This window comes from Pseudomonas sp. S150, from assembly GCF_004526365.1.
GTDB classification, from domain to species: Bacteria; Pseudomonadota; Gammaproteobacteria; order Pseudomonadales; family Pseudomonadaceae; genus Aquipseudomonas; species Aquipseudomonas putida_A.
The window spans coordinates 3,299,199-3,317,943 of the sequence record NZ_CP038207.1 but is presented as its reverse complement, the minus strand read 5'-3'; the positions used below and the strand labels follow the sequence as shown (position 1 = coordinate 3,317,943).

The 18,745-nt window shown below is 58.8% G+C and carries 21 protein-coding genes and 2 pseudogenes; 12 read left to right on the top strand and 11 right to left on the bottom strand.

All coding sequences use genetic code 11. The features are described 5' to 3' along the window. Nucleotides 1-168 precede the first annotated feature (168 nt). Nucleotides 169-621: a thiol-disulfide oxidoreductase DCC family protein gene (locus E3Z29_RS15095; protein ID WP_098968351.1), complete on the top strand. Its 453-nt coding sequence runs from the start codon at nt 169-171 to the stop codon at nt 619-621. 8 nt (nt 622-629) lie between these two features. Here E3Z29_RS15095 and E3Z29_RS15090 read toward each other — a convergent pair whose 3' ends face one another. Both E3Z29_RS15090 and E3Z29_RS15085 read right to left on the bottom strand, forming a co-directional pair. After that, a complete protein-coding gene (locus E3Z29_RS15090; protein WP_134786159.1) occupies nt 630-1,118 on the bottom strand; it encodes a DUF2269 domain-containing protein in 489 nt (162 codons plus the stop codon). Between the two features lie 2 nt (nt 1,119-1,120). Beyond that, nucleotides 1,121-2,236 carry a saccharopine dehydrogenase family protein gene (locus E3Z29_RS15085; RefSeq protein ID WP_134786158.1) on the bottom strand — a complete coding sequence of 372 codons (1,116 nt, stop codon included), beginning with the start codon at nt 2,234-2,236 and terminating at the stop codon, nt 1,121-1,123. 136 nt (nt 2,237-2,372) lie between these two features. Between E3Z29_RS15085 and E3Z29_RS15080 the strand changes: the two genes are divergently transcribed. Beyond that, complete coding sequence (locus E3Z29_RS15080) at nt 2,373-3,407, top strand: FAD-binding oxidoreductase (protein WP_134786157.1); 1,035 nt, start codon at nt 2,373-2,375, stop codon at nt 3,405-3,407. A 90-nt stretch (nt 3,408-3,497) separates the two neighbouring features. Here E3Z29_RS15080 and E3Z29_RS15075 read toward each other — a convergent pair. After that, nucleotides 3,498-4,636, bottom strand: a pseudogene (locus E3Z29_RS15075) (IS256 family transposase). Nucleotides 4,637-4,902: 266 nt separating this feature from the next. Here E3Z29_RS15075 and E3Z29_RS15070 point away from each other — a divergent pair. Further along, the gene (locus tag E3Z29_RS15070) at nt 4,903-6,024 is read left to right on the top strand and encodes an SMP-30/gluconolactonase/LRE family protein (protein ID WP_098968347.1); all 1,122 of its coding nucleotides are present in this window, start codon (nt 4,903-4,905) and stop codon (nt 6,022-6,024) included. A gap of 145 nt (nt 6,025-6,169) precedes the next feature. On the opposite strand, the gene E3Z29_RS15065 is transcribed toward E3Z29_RS15070, so the two are convergent. Next, complete coding sequence (locus E3Z29_RS15065) at nt 6,170-7,249, bottom strand: SDR family oxidoreductase (RefSeq protein WP_134786156.1); 1,080 nt, start codon at nt 7,247-7,249, stop codon at nt 6,170-6,172. Between the two features lie 74 nt (nt 7,250-7,323). Between E3Z29_RS15065 and E3Z29_RS15060 the strand changes: the two genes are divergently transcribed. Continuing rightward, complete coding sequence (locus tag E3Z29_RS15060) at nt 7,324-7,716, top strand: MerR family transcriptional regulator (RefSeq protein ID WP_041074696.1); 393 nt, start codon at nt 7,324-7,326, stop codon at nt 7,714-7,716. A 45-nt stretch (nt 7,717-7,761) separates the two neighbouring features. Continuing rightward, nucleotides 7,762-7,845 (top strand): annotated as a pseudogene (locus tag E3Z29_RS15055) (DUF1993 family protein); the annotation flags it as partial. Nucleotides 7,846-7,864: 19 nt separating this feature from the next. On the opposite strand, the gene E3Z29_RS15050 reads toward E3Z29_RS15055, so the two are convergent. Both E3Z29_RS15050 and E3Z29_RS15045 read right to left on the bottom strand, forming a co-directional pair. Next, nucleotides 7,865-8,299 carry a GFA family protein gene (locus tag E3Z29_RS15050; RefSeq protein ID WP_098968345.1) on the bottom strand — a complete coding sequence of 145 codons (435 nt, stop codon included), beginning with the start codon at nt 8,297-8,299 and terminating at the stop codon, nt 7,865-7,867. Between the two features lie 166 nt (nt 8,300-8,465). Continuing rightward, entirely contained in the window at nt 8,466-8,759 is a 294-nt protein-coding gene (locus tag E3Z29_RS15045; RefSeq protein ID WP_134786155.1) for a hypothetical protein, read from the bottom strand. A gap of 53 nt (nt 8,760-8,812) precedes the next feature. Between E3Z29_RS15045 and E3Z29_RS15040 the strand changes: the two genes are divergently transcribed. Together E3Z29_RS15040 and E3Z29_RS15035 are read left to right on the top strand one after the other, a co-directional pair. Further along, on the top strand, nt 8,813-9,235 hold the full coding sequence (locus E3Z29_RS15040) for an SgcJ/EcaC family oxidoreductase (protein WP_098968343.1): 423 nt from the start codon (nt 8,813-8,815) through the stop codon (nt 9,233-9,235). Nucleotides 9,236-9,354: 119 nt separating this feature from the next. After that, complete coding sequence (locus E3Z29_RS15035; RefSeq protein WP_097087837.1) at nt 9,355-9,915, top strand: fasciclin domain-containing protein; 561 nt, start codon at nt 9,355-9,357, stop codon at nt 9,913-9,915. Between the two features lie 65 nt (nt 9,916-9,980). Here E3Z29_RS15035 and E3Z29_RS15030 read toward each other — a convergent pair whose 3' ends face one another. The 3 genes from E3Z29_RS15030 to E3Z29_RS15020 form a co-directional block, all read right to left on the bottom strand. After that, nucleotides 9,981-11,213, bottom strand: a complete 1,233-nt coding sequence (locus E3Z29_RS15030) for an NADH:flavin oxidoreductase/NADH oxidase family protein (RefSeq protein ID WP_134786154.1) — start codon at nt 11,211-11,213, stop codon at nt 9,981-9,983. Nucleotides 11,214-11,296: 83 nt separating this feature from the next. Then, a complete protein-coding gene (locus E3Z29_RS15025; protein ID WP_098968341.1) occupies nt 11,297-11,740 on the bottom strand; it encodes a MerR family transcriptional regulator in 444 nt (147 codons plus the stop codon). 72 nt (nt 11,741-11,812) lie between these two features. Further along, a complete protein-coding gene (locus E3Z29_RS15020; RefSeq protein ID WP_134786153.1) occupies nt 11,813-12,508 on the bottom strand; it encodes a tRNA (adenine(22)-N(1))-methyltransferase TrmK in 696 nt (231 codons plus the stop codon). Nucleotides 12,509-12,730: 222 nt separating this feature from the next. On the opposite strand from E3Z29_RS15020, the gene E3Z29_RS15015 reads away from it, so the two are divergent. Together E3Z29_RS15015 and E3Z29_RS15010 are read left to right on the top strand one after the other, a co-directional pair. Beyond that, on the top strand, nt 12,731-13,762 hold the full coding sequence (locus E3Z29_RS15015) for an alpha/beta fold hydrolase (RefSeq protein ID WP_098968339.1): 1,032 nt from the start codon (nt 12,731-12,733) through the stop codon (nt 13,760-13,762). Nucleotides 13,763-13,918: 156 nt separating this feature from the next. Continuing rightward, complete coding sequence (locus E3Z29_RS15010; protein ID WP_081730283.1) at nt 13,919-14,077, top strand: DUF2986 domain-containing protein; 159 nt, start codon at nt 13,919-13,921, stop codon at nt 14,075-14,077. 31 nt (nt 14,078-14,108) lie between these two features. Here E3Z29_RS15010 and E3Z29_RS15005 read toward each other — a convergent pair whose 3' ends face one another. Further along, a complete protein-coding gene (locus tag E3Z29_RS15005; protein ID WP_134786152.1) occupies nt 14,109-14,705 on the bottom strand; it encodes a DJ-1/PfpI family protein in 597 nt (198 codons plus the stop codon). A 271-nt stretch (nt 14,706-14,976) separates the two neighbouring features. Between E3Z29_RS15005 and E3Z29_RS15000 the strand changes: the two genes are divergently transcribed. The 3 genes from E3Z29_RS15000 (at nt 14,977) to E3Z29_RS14990 (ending at nt 17,284) form a co-directional block, all read left to right on the top strand. Further along, nucleotides 14,977-15,900 carry a LysR family transcriptional regulator gene (locus E3Z29_RS15000; RefSeq protein WP_134786151.1) on the top strand — a complete coding sequence of 308 codons (924 nt, stop codon included), beginning with the start codon at nt 14,977-14,979 and terminating at the stop codon, nt 15,898-15,900. Nucleotides 15,901-16,000: 100 nt separating this feature from the next. Continuing rightward, nucleotides 16,001-16,726 carry an alpha/beta fold hydrolase gene (locus E3Z29_RS14995; RefSeq protein ID WP_134786150.1) on the top strand — a complete coding sequence of 242 codons (726 nt, stop codon included), beginning with the start codon at nt 16,001-16,003 and terminating at the stop codon, nt 16,724-16,726. Nucleotides 16,727-16,834: 108 nt separating this feature from the next. After that, nucleotides 16,835-17,284 carry a GNAT family N-acetyltransferase gene (locus tag E3Z29_RS14990; protein WP_134786149.1) on the top strand — a complete coding sequence of 150 codons (450 nt, stop codon included), beginning with the start codon at nt 16,835-16,837 and terminating at the stop codon, nt 17,282-17,284. A gap of 79 nt (nt 17,285-17,363) precedes the next feature. On the opposite strand, the gene E3Z29_RS14985 is transcribed toward E3Z29_RS14990, so the two are convergent. Further along, nucleotides 17,364-18,716, bottom strand: coding sequence for a hypothetical protein (locus tag E3Z29_RS14985; RefSeq protein WP_134786148.1), 1,353 nt, complete (start codon nt 18,714-18,716; stop codon nt 17,364-17,366). Nucleotides 18,717-18,745: the final 29 nt, after the last annotated feature.

Below are 18,745 nucleotides of genomic sequence, written 5' to 3'. Positions count from 1 at the left end.
CCTGAATCTGCCGTCAACCGTTAATTTCAGTTTTCTATCAATGCACCGAAAAAGCCTGCTTATATATAGACGCACCGTCAACAGATGCGCAGCATACGGTCCATCGCCTAAAACGACGCCTTCGGATGATGCCTCACAATGACAGCCCAACTTCCTGGATCCCGGCCCTTGCCCGGCTCCCGAATACGCCCTACCCCAGCGCCCCTGCTCAATCCAGGCGAGACCGTGGTGCTGTTCGACGGCGTCTGCAAGCTATGCAACGGCTGGGCGCGTTTTCTGATTCGCCACGACAACAAACAGCGAGTGCGCCTGGCGGCAGTGCAATCGCCAGAAGGTCAGGCATTGCTGGCATGGGCCGGTCTCCCGGTGGACGAATTCGACACTATGGCGGTGATCCGCGACGAGCATTACTGGGTGCGCTCCGATGCGTTCTTCGAAGTGATTGCACAACTGCCGGCTCGTTGGTCGCCGATCACGCTTCTGCGAGTTTTCCCACGAGCACTTAGAGACTGGACCTACGACCGCGTGGCACTGAATCGCTATCGGATCTTCGGCAAGTACGACAGTTGCCTGTTACCCGACCCCGATCACGAACGACGCTTTCTCAAGTCGCCAATGTGAATGCTCAGCTACATCAACTGCAGCCACTGCCCCGGCGTCATCTTCGTCACCATCATCAAAACAATTACGAACATCCCGAGAAACCCGCAAACACCCATCCAGAACCACTGCCGATAAACAGCCCGGTAATCAGCATCAAGCCTTGCGCCACATTGCACCGCGTCCGCCGCCATCCCCAGCAAACGTTTCTGCAGCAACAGCACCGGCAACCAAAGCGAGCCCACGATAAAGAACAGGATCAGCGACATCAGCACCCAGTCCTTGGTCAAGGGCAACCCGGAAAGCCTTGTCAGCCAATAACCCGTCGCGATCTGGATGAAGCCTGCCGGCGTGGTGATCCAGGCGTCATAGCGCACGACCATTCTCGCCACATGCGCAATCACTTGCGGATTGGCCGTGCGACTGGCGGCGATCAGGTACAGATAGGAACCCATGCCGAAGCCGAAGAGGAAAATCGCAGCGATGACATGCACGTACTTCACGCTCAGATAAAGCATGCTCAACGCATCCCGTCAGAGAACATCACGGACAGGCCAAGATTCTGCGGATCGTTGATCGCTGCCATGTATTCGTCGACGCTGATCTCACCGACACAAGGACGGCCCCCCGATTCGGGCAAGTAACCTCGAGCGATCTTCGCGGCCAGAGCGACGGCAGCACAACTAGGGATCTCCGGCCCCTTGTCATTCAGCGCGGTCAGTTGCGCCATCATCGACAACGGCTGGTCGTTCAAGCCGACACCTCGCACATCTATATACATCGCACTTTTGCCATCACCGAAACGCTCAAACCATGTCCCCCAGCGATGCAACCGGGCCGCCCACACCCTGTGGTCACGCACCAGCCCTTTCCTCATCCCCAGTGCAAACAGATAATTGGCCACGCCGCCGAGCTTGAGGCCAGCGCCTGCCTTGAAACTCAACGTGTGCGCACCAAACCGGCTGGCAAAGATGTCCATGTCCGGCACATCAACATTGGCCAGCGCACGAGTACCCAGGTTCTGCAGCTTGCGCAGGGTCAGGTCTTCCCAGCCCATCACCTCATGCACTTGACCATTGCGCAGTTGGCGGATCGGTTTGCCCGCATACGCCAGTACACCCTCGATCGTCGACAACCCCGGCATTTTCGCTGACGAGGAAATGCCGTGCTCGATCGAGTCGATGCGTTTGAAGTGATGGCGCTGCTCATCGATGATCGCCGACGACAGCGTCGGCACCGAACTGCAACCACTGAGGATGACGACACCGGCCTCTCTCGCTCGGGCATCGAGTATGCCGATGCCATTGACAAACGTCCGGCAGTCCGCCAGATCGCAATAATTGACGCCCGCCTCGATGCAGCTTTCGGCCACTGCATAGGATTGCCCCTGAAACGGGCCGCCCGTGTGAATCACCAGTTGAATATTCATTGCGCGCAGAGCAGCGGTGAAACCGGCGCCCATCGCATCACCACACCAGCGCTCGCAGCTCGCCCCCAACTCAGCGACCTTGCGCTCCAGCTTCTGCGGATCGCGCCCCGAGGTTGCCAGTTCGACGCCCGGCATGTCGATCAGATGCCGACAAACGATACTGCCAAAGTTTCCATACCCGCCAACCACCAACACCCTGAGTGCCATCAACGCTTCCCTGAACAATTCAACAACTGACCCGTAACCGGATTCGGCGCAGCTTCCCTGATATCACCGGGTCAGGCAAGCCTGCGTCAAAGGGCGGCGATGTAGTAACGTCAGCGCCTCGACAACGGAGGTTGATATGAGTAAACGAATCATCGTCATCGGCGCGGGAATCGTCGGCGCGTCAGTTGCGTATCATCTCGCCGCGAAAGGTGCACACGTCATAATGGTCGAGGCCGGTGAGATTGCGTCCGGTGTGACGGGCCGCTCCTTCGCCTGGATCAATACTTCGCACGGCGGACCGGATTGCATTGCGCCGTTGCGCGCAGCGGCCATCGCAGAATACCGCCGACTCGAATCCGAGCTGCCGGGGCTGAAGGTGCGCTGGACCGGTGCGCTGTCTTACGGCGATGGCCGGTTTCAAGCGCCTTCTATATATAGCGCGCAGATTCTCGAGCTTGAACCCAACCTCAAACATCCTCCAGAACGGGCGTTCTTTGCCGCCGAAGAAGGCGCGCTGGATGCCGTGCAGGCAACGCGGGCCTTGATTGCAGGTGCGCAGGCGCATGGAGCGACTCTGCTTACCCAGACGCCAGTGCTCGGTTTGCAGATTCTGGACGGTATCGTCAGCGGCGTGATCACTGCGACGGGCAAGCACGATGCCGACGTTGTCGTACTGGCAGCCGGAACCGCCACCCCGCTGTTGGTGGATCAACTGAACGTCACCCTGCCCATCGACGCCTCACCCGCAATATTCATCCGTTACAAAACCCAACCCCAACGAGTGAACACGATCATCTCCAGCCCCGAAATGGAAATCAGGCAAGACACTGACGGTACGTTGCTCGCTGCAGAAGACTACGTAGATGAGGCGCCGCAAAACAGCGCGCAAGCCATCGCACAGAGAACGGCCAAAGTCATCCAGCACGAACTGCACGGGGTGCTATCCATAGAGCCGCAAACGGCGTGCGTCGGCCTCAGACCAATGCCTGTCGATGGCATTCCAGTCATTGGCTATCTGCCGAACCTCAGCGGTGCCTATGTTTGCGTCATGCATCCGGGCGTGACATTGGCGGCAGTCGTAGGACGACTGGTGGCCGAGGAGATCGTCGGGGGAGGCTTTGCGACCGCGTTAGCGCCGTGTCGGCCAGATCGATTCCAATCAGCGTTTTGAGTAATTCACCCGCGATAAAATGCAGCGCTGAGAGTGTCAGATTTTTTGTGTGCGGGCCGGTAATGGCCTGCCGTCAGGCAGGCCTTCATTTCACCAGTTCGGCCTGATGAATCGGTCTCCATATAAAACCGCAAACTGATTCATGGCGCTTTTCCAGTCATGGGCGGCGCTGCCCCAGTTGGCGGTGATGTTTTTCAGCGCCAGCCAGATCAGTTTTGTCGCCGCCTCATCGGTTGGAAAGTGGCCTCTTGTCTTGATGATCTTGCGTAACTGCGAATTGATGCTTTCGATCGCGTTGGTGGTGTAGATCACTTTGCGTATCGCGGGTGGGAACACGAAAAATGGGATAACCGCTCCCAGGCGCGTCTCCAAGCCGCCGCTATCGTCGGATACTGCTTGCCCCACGGCCCCGCTTCGAAGGCGTCCAGAGCCTGTTCGGCGACATCGGCATTGAGAGCTTGATAAATCGGCTTAAGGGCCTTGGCCAGTTCACGGCGCTTGTCCCACGCCGCGTAATCAAGGCTGTTGCGGATCAAATGGACGATGCATGTCTGCAGCGTTGTCTCTGGAAACACCGCACTCAAAGCCTCCGGCATACCTTTGAGCCCGTCAGTTACCGCGATCAGCACGTCTTCGACGCCCCGGGTTTTGAGGTCATTGAAGACCTTCATCCAGAACTTGGCACCTTCAGTGTTCTCGATCCAGATCCCCAAAATATCTCGGGTCCCATCCGGCAGCACGCCCAGAGCCAAGTAGATGGCCTTATTGCGAACCACGCCTTCGTCACGGATCTTGACCCGCAGAGCATCGAAGAAAATGACCGGATACATGGGCTCAAGCGGGCGTTGCTGCCAGGTACTGACTTCCTCCAGAACCGCATCGGTGACGGAGCTGATGAAGTCATGAGAGACATCTGTGCCGTACTGTTCCGAGAGGAAAGCACGAATCTCGCGAACGCTCATGCCACGGGCATACATGGCGATGATTTTGTCGTCGAAACCCGTGAAACGGCGCTCGTGCTTGGGGATCAGGATCGGGGCGAAACTGCCGTCGCGGTCTCTGGGAATATCCAGACGCAACGGGCCGTCTTCGGTCAGCACGGTCTTGCTGCTTCTGCCATTACGCTGATTACTCGAATCCTCAGGGCGCTCCGCGCCCTGAGGATAACCAAGGTGGTGCCCCATCTCGGCGCCAAGGGCTCGCTCGATCAGCGCTTTCTTAAACGCCATCGCGGCATCCTGAATAGCGTCGGCACTCATCGGGCCGCTGACGAACTGGTCGATCAGCTCTTGGGGAATGGAAGGAAGGTCACGCTGGGCCTCTCGGGCCGGTCTCTTTTTGGTCGGCATACATGCACCTCTGCGACATGTTATGCCCGAACACAAAATTTATGACACTCCCGCAGCGCTGGCAACGGCATGCCATCTTGTACGATGTCTTATCACAGGGTATTACTACGTCTCCTCAACAAAAATAAAACCACGGAGATCGCTACATGGACTCATTCCTGTCCGCCAAGCCTCAAAGCCTTGATCAAGCGAAAGGCAATACCCGCCGCAGTTTCCTGAAACAGTCGCTCGCTGTTTCCGCCACGCTCGCCACTGTCGGCAGCGCCGCACTGCCCCGCTTCTCCGATGCCGCCGAACCCTTGAGTCAGCGCTACCCTGATCCACTGATTCATATCCTCGACGACAGTTTCCTGGAGCTACGCGTTTTCAACGCCAGTGTTGAAAAGCTCGCCACCGGCATGCGCTGGGCCGAAGGACCGGTGTGGGTCGGTGATGGCCGCTATCTGTTGGTCAGCGACATCCCCAATAATCGCATCATGCGCTGGGACGAAATCACCGACTCCTTCACGGTGTACCGCGAACACTCAAACTTCTCCAACGGCATGTGCCGGGATCGACAAGGGCGTCTGATCGTTTGCGAAGGCTCCACCACCACTAGCGAAGGGCGCCGCATCACGCGCACCGAACACAATGGCACGATCACCGTGCTGGCCGACAGTTTCGACGGCAAGCCCTTCAACTCGCCCAACGACATTGTCTGCAAAAGTGATGGCTCGATCTGGTTCACCGACCCGCCATTCCAGACCGGCAACAACTACGAAGGCCACAAAGTCACCCCGACCCAACCCCACGCCGTGTACCGCATCGACGGTGAGAGCCAAAAAGTCACTCGGGTAATCGACGACCTTAACGGCCCCAACGGCCTGTGCTTTTCTCCCGATGAAAAGACCCTGTATGTCGTCGAAGGTCGCGCCAAGCCCAATCGCTTGATCTGGGCGATTACGGTGAAAGACGACGGCACCCTGGGTGAACGCCGCAAGCACATCGAAGGCTTGGACTATGCCGCGATTGACGGCATCAAGTGCGACGAAGCGGGCAACCTGTGGTGCGGCTGGGGCGGTAATGGTGATCCCAAGGCGGACCTGGAAAAACTCGACGGCGTGCGTGTTTTCAATTTGCAGGGCAAGGCCATCGGGCACATTTCATTGCCAGAGCGCTGCCCGAACCTGTGCTTCGGCGGGCGCGAAGGCAATCGACTGTTCATGGCCAGTAGTCACTCGATCTACTCATTGTTTGTGAATACTCGCGGGACTACGTTTGCGTTGTAAAACCGACGTTGGTCTAGCGACAGTTCCGTGAGTAGCGAAACAAGATCCTGCCGCGCATCCGAGGCTGCGCGGTGACGATCCTTGTCGCTGAATTGTCGTTCGATAGCATGCCGCCCTGTATCGACGGCGCCGCCCAAGGGAGAAGTCAGAGTGCCTGGCCCTTGGCTATGCAATACGCGTTGACGAACGTTGCCGTGTGCTGCAAAGCCTGACGTATATCCGGTTTGGCTATTCCATGCCTGTTGGCAAATTGCTCGACCGCCGCGGTGTTGAAACGAGTGGTCTGGATAAAGTCCAGGGCTTCGGGTTTTGTATTCAAAAACCACGCGACCGGAGGAATACTCAGTAGCCACTTCAGCAGTCGGAGTGAAATGTGATGTTTGGGAGACTTCAAGCCCAAAGGTTTAGCCACCTGTGCCAGGAGTTCTCGCAAGTTTGGCGTTTGATCATCAAGCGCCAGCAGTTCCTCGCCCACCATGGCAGGATCAAAAACACAAACAGCCACCAGTTCGACCAGATAATCCACGGTGACCAGTGGCAGCCAGTGCTCGGCGGTACCGGGCACTGCAGTCAGCTTGCCCTGCACCAGGTTGCGTATCAGCGCCACCAGCGGCTGACCGTCGACGATATGCCCGGTGCGGCTGTGGCCACAGACCGTCGCAGGGTGGACAACGGTCATCTCACCCCCCTTGGCGGACATGACCTGCTGGGTCGCAAAATGCGCCTCCAGCTTGCTTGCCTCGTATCCACCGACACGTCGGTAGACGGCGGGCCAGTTCGTCAACTCCGGCTGACGAGGATCAATGCCGATGCGTTGCAGATGTTCATGATTGTTCAGCATGTAGCCGCCGATCATCACTAAACGGCTTTTTTGCTCAGCCGCCAACAGCGCCACACGCTTTGCCCCCTGCACATTCACCGCACGAGACTGCTCCATCGAAAGCCCCCATGCGAAGTGAGCGCCCAGATGGAATATGACGCTGGCGCGCCTCAGCACCTCCTGATCAGCCAAGCTCAGCCCGAGATTGTCCTGTTCCAGATCGCCAGCCACGGCAAATACCCGTGTCGCGCACCCGCCTAAACTATCAACTTGCTCGCGCAACGCAGCCAGCCGCTCCGGGCGACGCATCAATACCCGAAGGGTGTGACCTTTTGCACTCAGGTTCGCCAGCAAATGTTGACCGATGAAGCCGGTTCCCCCCGTGACAAAGCACTCCACGCTCATTTCCCTGCTCCTTGTTGAAGGTGAGAAATCAAGCGTAAAGTATCGACCCAACTCTACAGTCAAGCGGTGTTTTCATGAAAATCGGCGAACTCGAGGCTCGCAGCGGCGCCAGCCGTCATACGTTGCGTTACTACGAGCAGATCGGCCTGATCTCACCGCTGCGGCAAACCAACAACTATCGTGTCTACACCGAGCAAACCCTGCAGGATCTGGACTTTATCCAGCGCGCGCAAAGCATGGGATTTTCCTTGGGGGAAATAGGCGAGATTCTGGATGCGCAGCGCAACAAGCTGATCGACTGTGCTGACGGCGCGAAGCTGATTGAAAAGAAGATGGCCGAAATCAAACAGAAAATTGCCAACCTCCAAAGCATCCATCGGTATCTGGATGTAGAGCGTGCGACCCTCGAAGCGAGTGCTGCCAGGCAACTTGAGCTTCAACAGTTGAGCGACGCTGCCAATCATTGAACCTACGGCAAATGCGTGGGGAGGCTCCTGCGCAAAGTGTGCTGTGCCTACAACATCCTGCGCCAAAATGGTGTGCCGCTGGGCAAGGCGGATTATGTGCAGCACATGTTTGCGTATCTAAGGAAGTAATTGCAGCGCGAGCTTCGGGTCAATCAGGATTGACCCGGAGTTTTTGCAGAAGAAACGCCAGTGACTCCACCGCCCCGTGATAACTCTGCGTTGAACGCTGCGTATCCCATGACATGGCATCGTCCACACAGAAATCGCCAACGCATTCCATGCTCAGATCCTCATCGAGCAGTCCGAGCGGAATCCACACGTAAGGCGATTCGCGAAGCGGGTTGGGCACGGTCGAGCCGCATTGTGCGCAGAAGTCGTTTCTGTAGCCGCTGGGTTTGACCCAACTGTTAATCAAGTCCTGCCCTGCATCCCAGCGAAAGTCCCGAGCGTTGACCAGAGTGGCGAGGTTGAACCCGACACCGGTTTGCTTGCGACACAATGAGCAGTGGCAGCGATAGAAAAAGCGCGGTTCCACTGAGAGGGAAAAGCGTACTGCCGCGCAAAGACACTGCCCTGTTGTCATGGGGACCTCCTTGGAAAAACGATTGATCAGGCGCTGGCGTCAGGTTTAGAAACAAGCGCGCCGGCAGAACCTCAGGTTACAGACAGAATTTATTGCGCCAAGTGTTAACAGAGATTTGAATGGAATCGTCTATCGAGATGGCGATCCCTCCTCTTGCGCTCAAAGCCTAAATCAGCTTTTCGACCAAAACCGTGTCCGCCTCGATAGACATATCGCCAAAATCGCCCTCGAGAAATAGAACGTTTTCAACAAAGCTGATCCCTTCCAGCTCTCCGAGGACGCGAGAATTTTGAAGGTGCAGAGCACCGAGACTGATGGGCAACTCTGCGCCATCGATATTCCACGCCGTCAGTTTGCATCGGCAGCCGTCCTTCAGGCTGACGACCATTTCGAAACAGCGATGTGCCTGATCCAACGTGAACGATAAAACGTCGCTACTTTCGAGCGCTTGTACATCCATACTGAGCTTCTTATGTTTAAAAGCGCATTCTAACGATCTGCGAGGCCCCGGCCATGACTCAGATAAAAACCCCCGAAGACGCTCCCGCCGCATTCCAGGCAGCCTGGAACGCTCACGACATGGCGGCACTCGGAGCTCTGTTCGATCCGCAAGCGACGTTCGTCAATCGTTTCGGCCACTTCGTTCGGGGCGTCGAGCAGATCGTTGCGCTGCACGCGCCCATTCACCAGACGATCTATCGTGACTCCACTCTTGAGAATGAACTGATCGATATCGACCCTGTTGCTGACGGGGTGGCGATCATTCATTTCTGGAGTCGTTTGTCGGCCGGTGCTGCGCATCCGGCCGGGGCGCATGTGGTGGATACGCTGATTCTCGCGGTGCTGATCTGGCAGAACGAGGCTTGGCGCATCAGAGCGCTGGAGAATGTGACCCTGACCAACCCGCGCACAGGTGAAGCCACCCTGCGTGATTAGCGGTAATCCGTTTCAGCGCACCGCAAAAGGTTTTTCGCTGCATGCTGCATCCGTTTCACTCCCTGCTCCGTATATTCAACACCCTCATTCGAAGGGTCGAAGAACCAAGGAGACGCACCATGCACATGCTCATCAAACGCCTTGCTGTCGCTTGCTTCACCCTGCTCTGCCTCGGAGCCGGATCCAGCTTTGCCGCCGATACCGTGATGGTTGGCGGCGCGGCCATGTATCCGACCAAGACCATCGTCGAGAACGCAGTCAACTCCAAGGATCACACGACCCTGGTCGCTGCGGTCAAGGCCGCCGGGCTGGTGGATACGCTCAACAGCAAGGGACCGTTCACGGTCTTCGCCCCCACCAACGAAGCCTTCGCAAAACTGCCCGCCGGCACGGTCGATACATTGGTGAAGCCTGAACACAAGGCGGACCTGACGAAGATCCTGACTTACCACGTCGTCGCCGGCACTCACACGGCTAAACAGTTGATGGACGACGCCAAAATGCACGGCGGCAAAGTGATGCTGAAAACCGTCCAGGGCGAATCGCTGACCGTGATGTTGCACGACGGCAAGCTGTGGGTGCAGGACGCCAAAGGCGGCAAGGCGGCCATTACCATCGCGGACGTCATGCAATCCAATGGCGTGATTCATGTGGTCGATACGGTGCTGATGCCGAATTGACTGGCTGACGTTGGCGGGCTCTCGTCAGAGCGTCCGCCAACTTCACGATTGAAATGCCTTGCGACTCACACCGAACGCTTTTCCACCCAGCGCCGATATTGCCGGGTGCGAAACGCCATGGCGATCTGCTGCAAAATCAGCGCGCGTAACGGTGACACACCCGGATCAGGCTTTTTCGCCCGACTGAGTTTACCCAGCTGAAACTTCACCACCGCCATGTTCGCCAAGGCCGCAATGGCCTTGTTTTTCCAGGTGATCGGCGGCAATTGCGGGGCGTTGTCCTTGCCCTGCAGCCAGTCGCGCGGCAGGTGCGGATCGATGGCCAATGCGGTACCGATGCCGACCATGTCCACACCATTGTGCACGACGCTTTCGGCAACCGGACGACGGCGGATGCCGCCGGTGACCATCACTGGCATTTTGGCAACGGTCTGAAGGTCCCGGGCAAATTCGACGAAATAGGCCTCGCGAGCCAGAGTTCGACCATCGCGCGCCTCACCTTGCATGGCCGGAACTTCGTAGCTGCCACCGGACAGTTCCACCAGATCCACGCCCAGATCGTTGAGCAGCTCAACGACCTTTTTCGCGTCGTCAGCGGTGAATCCGCCGCGCTGGAAATCGGCGGAATTGAGTTTGACCGCTACGGCAAACTCTGCAGAAACCACGGCCCTGACTGCCTTGACGATCTCGACCAACAACCGCGCGCGGTTCTGCAGAGAGCCGCCCCACTCGTCCATCCGTTGATTGGTCAGAGGCGAGAGAAACTGGCTCAACAGATAGCCGTGGGCGGCGTGGATTTCCACGCCGGTGAACCCCGCCTGTTCACCCAGGCGTGCGGTATTCGCAAAACGCTGGATGACGTCCTTGATCACACTGGCGGTCATGGCGTGGGGCGTGGCGAAACGCTTGGACAGTTTGCCCAGGTCCAGCGGTACCGCTGACGGCGCCCAGGTTTTCTGCCCGAGGTTGGACTGCATCTGGCGCCCCGGATGATTGATCTGCAACCAGAACTGCGCACCGGCAGAACGGCCAATCCGCGCCCAGCGCTTGAACTTGTCCAGTTGTTGATCATCCTGCAACACCACGCCGCCCGGCCCGGTCATGGCGCGGCCGTCGACCATCACGTTGCCGGTGATGATCAGCCCGGCACCACCGTCGGCCCATGCCTGATACAGACGCATCAGTTCTGCAGAGGGCGCCTGGTCGGCGTCCGCCATGTTTTCCTCCATGGCGGCTTTGGCGATGCGGTTCTTGATGGTCGAACCGTTGGGTAAGGTCAGGGGGTCGAACACATTCATGGGGCAGTCCTCAACTGGAGATGAGGCCACCATAAGATTGAAGTCAACTTTAAGGTCAATAGCCTTTTTAGCTGATTCGCGCTTTAACGCGCCACATCGCGACACTCTGCAGCGCCCACCACACCTTGTTCGCGCAGTCGATTTATCAGCATTTGCGCATTGTCCGCGCACGCCACTCCCACGGGCTTGCCTTCAATGCCCTGGATGACGAGCTGAAGTTGTTCCTTGTTCTGCGCCAGCCGTTGCTGCAGCACCTCGATTTCTTCGACCTTTTGCTTCAAGCCACTGAGCAACTGGTCATGCTGCCAGCCACTCGCGTTCATCGGCATCAACTGACGGATTTCCTCCAGGGAGAAACCTGCCGCCTGCGCGCCGGTGATGATATGCAACACCCACTGTGTGTCGGGGGCGTAATCGCGATAACCATTGGCTTTGCGCGCGACTGAAGTGATCAACCCGCTCGCTTCGTAGAAGCGGATACGCGATGGCGCCAGTCCGCTGATTTTTGCCAGTTCACCAATTCTCATGTCCGACTCCGCAGCACGTTAACCTTGAAGCTGACTTTAAACCTGAAGGAGTGCAACAGCCAACACGGCAAATCACGCCAGCAACTCAGTCATCCACTGCACCTGCCGCGCAACCTCTTCCAGCCTCTCCTCGGGCACAGCCTGGCGCGCCTGTTTGAAACTGTTCAGGGTTTTCTGTTTCTGCCTTAAAGAACGCTGCCATTTAGCGAGGAATGCCGGGCTGCGTGCTTGCATCAGCAACGGGCCGAAGTACAACTGTTCGGCGCTATAACTCAGTGGTGCGCCGCGCTCGGCGACGATGATTTCGTAGAAGAAACGGTTTTCCTGCAGCACTTCCTCGTCGAGGATGCGGTAGCCGTTGTCCATCAGCCATTGGCGCAGGGGTTGCTCGCCGCCGTTGGGTTGCAGGATCAGCCGTTCGTGCCCGCGCAGGTGCGCCTTGCCGCTGTCGAGAATGTCGCGAATCGTCTCGCCGCCCATGCCGCAGAGGCTGATCGCGGTGATTCCGTCATCAGGCTCGATCGCCGCCAGGCCACTGGCCAGACGCACGCTGATGTGCTGCTGCAGATCGTTGTCGCGCACCGTGCGCACCGCGGCATGGAACGGCGTCAGCGCCACCTCGCCGGCCACCGCCGCAACGATGGCGCCACGTCGCATCAGGGCCACCGGCAGATAGCCGTGATCCGAGCCGATATCCGCCAAGCGCGCGCCGGCCGGTACATGCGCCGCCACCCGCTCCAGACGCATGGACAATGTGTGTTCGTTCAACTGCCGCCCTCTTCCCCAGCCATCGCCGGCGCTGCTGGCCGGACAAGGGGCGCGACTCTAGCGGGCAATGGTGGGTATTTCAAATCCGGACGGGCGCGGTCTTGTTTCGGATTCGGCCTGTCACTGCACAGTCGAGGCATCCACTATCTTCTTTGCAACCGGTCTACTAACCTGCGCGCAGCCGTATCTCAAAACAACAAATGCACTCATGGAAGATCAACCTTGAAAACAGCTCTCGGCGCCCTGCTTCTGCTTGGCCTGTCCACCAGCGCACTCGCGGACTCGCACCCCATCGGCTTCCACCGCACAACCCTGGCGGATCCGCAGCGGCCGCTGGAAATGGTCGTCTGGTACCCGGCGACAACCCATGCAACCGCGCAAGTGATTGACGACAGTCCGGTGTTCGTCAGTGCCTCTGCGGTGCGCGATGCGCCGCCGACCGCCGGCGAGCATCCGCTGGTGGTGCTGTCCCATGGTTACCGGGGCAACTGGAGCAATCAGATGTGGCTGGCAAGTGCGCTGGCCGATCAGGGTTACATCGTCGCGGCAGTCAACCATCCCGGCAGCACCACCCACGACCGCAGTCCGCAAGCGGCGGCGCAGCTGTGGCAGCGGCCGGTCGATCTGCGGCGGGCCATCGAAGCCGTTGTGGCGCAGCCGGGAAAATTTGGCGCGGTGGCGCCGCAGCGGATTGCCGTCGTCGGGCATTCGCTCGGTGGCTGGACGGCTCTGGAAATCGCCGGTGCACGCTTTGACCCCGAGCGTTTTGCCGAGGACTGCAAGGCCCATGCGCAGCTCGCCAGTTGCAACGTCTATAAGCAAATGAACCCCGCCAGCACCGCGCAAGGCAAAGCCGACCTGGCGGCCGACCGGCGTTACAAACCAGTCAGCGCCATCGTTTCGCTGGACCTGGGCCTGTCACGCGGAATGACCGACGCAAGCCTCGCGGCGTTGCCAGTACCGACGCTGGTGATCGCCGCCGGCGCACCTTCCGAAGACCTGCCGGCGCAACTGGAATCCGCCGATCTGGCCAAACGCCTGCCAGCGGCTACCACACGTTATGTCGAGATCAACGACGCCACTCACTTCAGCTTCACGTCGATCTGCAAACCGGGCGCGATCGAGATGCTCGAGGAAGACGCACCGGGCGATGGCGTCATTTGCCAGGATCGCGACAATGCGCGCCCGCGTGAAGTGATCCAGCAGCAGGTGGTAGCGTTGATCAGCGATTTTCTGGCAGCGTCGAAGCCTTGACCCCGGCCGCGGCACCCCTTTGCGAAATGGCTGATGACGGACACCGGTGAGCCGTTTGATCCTGCATCGCTGCAACAGACTCGCCAAATCGCTCCGAGCCGGTTTTAATGCGCGCTGGATGGGCATATGCCCGGCTCCCCTTCTCCGAGTAGAAACATGAACCGCCAAAAGAAACTGCAGCAGTTGTTCAAGGAAAAGGCCAAAAAGGCCAGCGCCAAACTCGCGCCGAAAAAGCCCAAGTACATCAGCAAGGCCGACCGCGCGAAACTGGCTGCCGAAGCGGCGGCCGAACCGGTTGAGACCCGTGAGAGCTGATTCGCTGCTTCAGGCGTCGATTAAACGTGCTTTACAGATACGCCTCGATGTTCGCGATCGCCCGATCGATGTAGAACTCTTTCTCGCCAACGGGCGTCACATAATGAAACGCGTTGCGGGTGGCCTCCACACCGGCCAGACGGGCGATGAACCAGGCCGCCATATATTGTGAGGACAGGCAACCGCCAGCGGTGGCGACATTGCCCTTGGCCATGAACGGCTGATTGAGCACCGCCACACCGGCCTCCTCCACCCAGGGCTTGGTGATCAGATCGGTACAGGCTGGGACGTCATTGAGCAGGCCGAGCTTTGCCAGGATCAGCGTGCCCGAGCACTGGGCGCCCAAGAGCTGGCGCTGCGGATCGAGCCGTAGCCGCGCCATCAGCTCGGTATCCGCCACGATATCCCGGGTCAGACTTCCGCTGCCCACCAGCACCGCGTCCGCGTCGCTCGCCTCCTCCAATGACACCTGAGCCTCGATCACCAGGCCATTCATCGAACGCACCTTTTCCGTCGGGCTGGCGATCGACACGCGCCAATCGGGCTGTTTCACCCGGTTGAGAATGCTGAACGCGATGAGCGAATCCAGTTCGTTGAAGCCTTCAAAGGTCAGGATGGCGATGTGCATGGTGAGTCTCTAAATGGGCGATGACTCATCGTAAAATCTGGCGCTTATCACAATCAAAAAATTGTCATGGGTACATTGCGGGCGACATCGACGGGCATTTGATACACCGGCTACGCGCCACGGAAAGGACGGCTGAACAACCGCGTCGTCTCGCCCTATACCTTCTCAGGCGACCACGCCTGCATGCCTGCCAGGAAAGATCGGGCTGTAGCTTTCAGCCAGTGGCTGTAGGAAAGTGGCGAACATCGAATGATGAAAAGGCCAACACCTCATGAAGCCGCTGGATCTGACGCGTTTCGACCTCAATCTTCTGGTGGTTCTTGAGGCGCTTTGGGCGCAAAGGCACGTCGGTCGTGCGGCGCAGCACCTGCATCTGTCGCAGTCGGCCACCAGCCATGCCCTGTCGCGTTTGCGCACGGCGTTTGATGATCAGTTGTTCATTCGCAACCCTCGCGGCATGGCACCGACGCCGCTGGCCATCGAGCTGATGCCCAGAGTGGCGGCGGTGCTCGAATCGGTGCGGCTGGTCGCCAGCCCACGGGGGCCGTTCGATCCAGCGCGTCTGCAGGCGACACTGCGGATAGCGGCCACCGATCACGCCGTGCTGACCGTCATCGCCCCGGCGCTGGCGAAAATTCAGGTTGCGGCGCCGGAGGTGGTGCTGAAACTCGGGCCGGTGGATGGCGAGTCGGCGATGCGCCAACTGGACGCCGGCGAGATCGACCTGGTGTTGGGTTCGGGTTCGTTTGCGCAAGTGCCGCAACGCTTTGATTGCCAGCTCGCGCACAAGGAGCGATTCGTCGGCATCGCCTGCAAAGGGCACCCGGCATTGGTCAAGCGCGGCAAACATTTGCATATGGAACTGGATGACTTCACGCGTCTGCCGCACGTTCTGATTTCGCCCCGGGGCGACGCGCGGGGCGCTGTCGATGACGCGCTGGAACAGCTCGGTCGCAGCCGCAAGGTTAGCGTCACCTGCCCGAGTTTTCTCGCAGTGCCATTCATGGTTGGCGCATCGGAATCGATTGCCGTGGTCGCCGAACGTGTCGCCTTGCAGATGCAGGAAACCGCACAACTGAGCCTGTTCGAATTGCCCCTGACGCTGCCCACCTGGGAGGTCTTTGTCGTCCGCGCACGCGGGCGCGCCAACGAGCCGGCGGTTGAATGGATCACCAGAATGCTGATCGGCGACTGATGATCGACCTCGTGCATCGAGAGGCTGCACCAATGCCATTGGATCGCGCGCCTCGGTGCTCCTAGAGTGCGGACATCCGTTCAACATCCCTGGAATTCTCATGCAAACCGAGCCCACGCTGGTCATGGTCCCTTGCTTCGCCGGTGCGCCGTGGCAGCTCAACCAACTCAGCCACTTGCAGCACCGCGCCATGCGTACGTTGCGCTTACCGGACGACGTCGCTGATCTGGAAACGCTCGCCAACGTCATCGTTGATCAAGTGAAAGATCTCGAATGCTACGTGCTGGTGGGCGACTCCTACGGCGCGGTCGCCTCGATCGCGGTTGCAACGCGCCAGCCAAAAGGCCTCAAGGGCCTGGTGCTGTCCGGCGGTTTCGCCAAAAACCCGATCACCTCGCCCCTGCTGAAAACGCTGGCCGCGCTGGCGCCGTTCTTCCCCGGGCCGTTTTATCGACAGACGACCCTGCGCCTCCACGCCGCACAACTGGCTTCGTCGTTCGACAAGGAAGGCGAAATTCCCTGGTCAACCGCCAGGAGCCGCGCCTTCTTCATCGAGCAAACCCCACACAAGGCCTACGTCAACCGCGTGCGCTCGATCGAGAAAGTCGACTCCACCGCCCTGCTGCCAAAGATCGACGTGCCGACGCTGATCCTTACGCCCGAGGAAGACAGGCTCATCGGCAAAGAGGCTTCGGGGATCCTGCTGAAGGGGATAAAGGCAGCGCAGGAAGTCGTCATGCCGAGAACCGGGCATATGTTCAGGTTCTCGCATCCGGCGGCGTATTCGCTGGAGGTCAGCAGGTTTCTGCAACGGGTGGCGCTTTGAGTGTACGTGGGGCAGTCAGATGCTGCGGGCCATGATCTATCCGAATTGCCGATTGTTGTTGCAGCCGCTAGCCTCAGCAAAAGTCAAAAGCACAAATCAGAGACCCGCATGACGCTACGCCCCGCCACCGATAGCGACCAGCCAACCCTCTTCGACTTGCATCGAGCAGTCTTCCGCGAACACATCGAAAAAATATGGGGCTGGGATGAGAGTTGGCAACGGGCAAATTTCGCGGTGGAATTCGCATGCACAGCCACTTCGGTTATTGAACAAGACGGCCGGCTTGTTGGCTATGTGCAAATACTCGACAAGGAAGACCGAATCCATGTTCAGAACATCGCTATTTCGCCCGAATATCAAGGCAAGGGCATCGGCTCGCAGATTCTGAAGAACCTCCAACTGGAAGCCGCTGCCCGCAAGGTGCCGTTGCAGTTGGGCGCTTTTCGCACGAACACTCTGGCGCAGAAGCTCTATGAACGACTGGGTTTTCGCAGGACTGGGGCGACGGACACGCATATCGAAATGTCGTGGACAGGCCATGACAGCCAGCAGCCGTGATCCGGATCCAACCGCATAACAGACCTTCCCCGATTCAACCTATCCGGGTTCGAGCACTCATGCCTGCCTGACATCACCTTCATGTCAGCCTGGCAACCGACCCTGTCGGCAATACCCCGTCCTTCTCAAGCGCAGTCAGTTTCGCGACAACTCGGGCACGCTCGCTTTCCGATGTTTCCCGGTCAGTAATCGAGTAAGTCTGGCCATAGACCCATGCACGCAACTGCTCAAGCACGGAAGGTTCAGCAGGTGTGCGAGACAGCTGCTGCAACAGATACCCGGCTTGTGTCCATTTGGGCATCAGTTCAAGCAGTGCCTGACGTCGAGAGGCGGACAGCGCTGGCCAGAGGGTCTCGAGCTGAGCGCTGAATGCTGACTCGATCACTTTCCATGGCTGCGGGCGCAGGCCGCGTACCCCGGCCTCGAACACCGGGCGTGACGGGTCCGCGATCGCCGCGATCAGTAAATCAGGCCTGCTCTCTCCTTCGAGGCTCAGGACCAGTGCCCGAACCTCGCCACTGTTTTGGCTGAGGGCAGCGTTCATCCACCCTTGCGGGATCGCCATGCCAAGCGACTGCGCCAACCCGAGTACGCCAAGCCAACGGGCTTTGGTAGCGGGAATCTCGCCTGCCAGTTGCGCTTGAAGTACCTGCAACGGGTCGACGCCATACTTTCTGGCGGCCCAGAGTGCAGTCGATCTTGCTGCAGACGATGGGTCGGTCAGAAAGTCTTCGATCAGTCGTGTGCGATCCGTTTGCAACTCAATGGCTTGCAGAAACGACAGGCGCCTGAGAATGCTGCTGTTGCTGGCGAGTCCATAGGCGATGGCCTTCTGCGCCGATTCCAGAGGCAGCGCCATTGCCCTGCCGAGCGCAGCTCGCCGCACACTGAAATCTGCATGATGAAGGCTCGCGACAAGAAACGCCTCCAGCTCATCTGCGCGCTTTGTCTGAGCGAGTACCCTGAAAAACAACCGCGTACAGGCGCCACGGCTGGTTTCGAAGGCAGCTGTGGTTTGCGCGAGGCATTCGGGTGTTGCCAGCAGCGCTTCAAGCTTTTGGATAGTAACGCCGTGGTCTTCGCGTCGGCGCTGCTCAAGGGCAAGGATGGCGGGAGTCTTGGCGATCAGCCAAGGGCCATACTCGGGGGTCAGGTAGTCTGCGAAAGCGTCTCTGGCCGCCGCACGTACCTGCGGCACCCAGTCGTTGAGCCGCACGATAATGGACGCCAGCCGCTCGGTCGATTGCGATGAGCGGATTTGCCGTAGACCGGCCTCCCTGTGGAATCCATCCCAGGACATGACCAGCCACTTCCAGTCACGCACTGGCAATACTTCAGGTGGATCTACTGGATCTACTGGATCTACTGAGCGTTCGGTTTTTGCAGTGGTGGATGTTTTTCCGGTGAGTCTTTGCAACAAAACTTTCCACATGGAGCTGACTATCCCTGACGTCCGAACAT